Consider the following 255-nt stretch of genomic DNA (forward strand, 5'->3'; position numbering starts at 1 on the left):
TGAAAAAGATAATGATCCCGTTTATACTGCTGTTAGTGTTAATTATTAGTGCTTGTGGTAACGAGTCGACCAAAAAAGAAAAAGGCTCCACTTCCAAAAAGGAAAAATCAGGTACCATCACTTACCAATCTGAAAACGGCCCTGTTGAAGTTCCTGCAGATCCAAAGCGTGTTGTAGTACTATCTACTTTCGCAGGTAACGTAATGGCTTTGGATGTTAACCTTGTAGGGGTCGATTCCTGGTCTAAAATGAACC

The 255-nt window shown here is 40.4% G+C and carries 1 pseudogene; it reads left to right on the forward strand.

Annotated features, from left to right (window positions below):
• Positions 1 to 255 (forward strand): annotated as a pseudogene (locus tag SB773_RS33135) (ABC transporter substrate-binding protein); the annotation flags it as partial.

Origin of the sequence: Bacillus sp. SIMBA_074, from assembly GCF_046534555.1 — a bacterium.
GTDB classification, from domain to species: Bacteria; Bacillota; Bacilli; order Bacillales; family Bacillaceae_G; genus Bacillus_A; species Bacillus_A mycoides.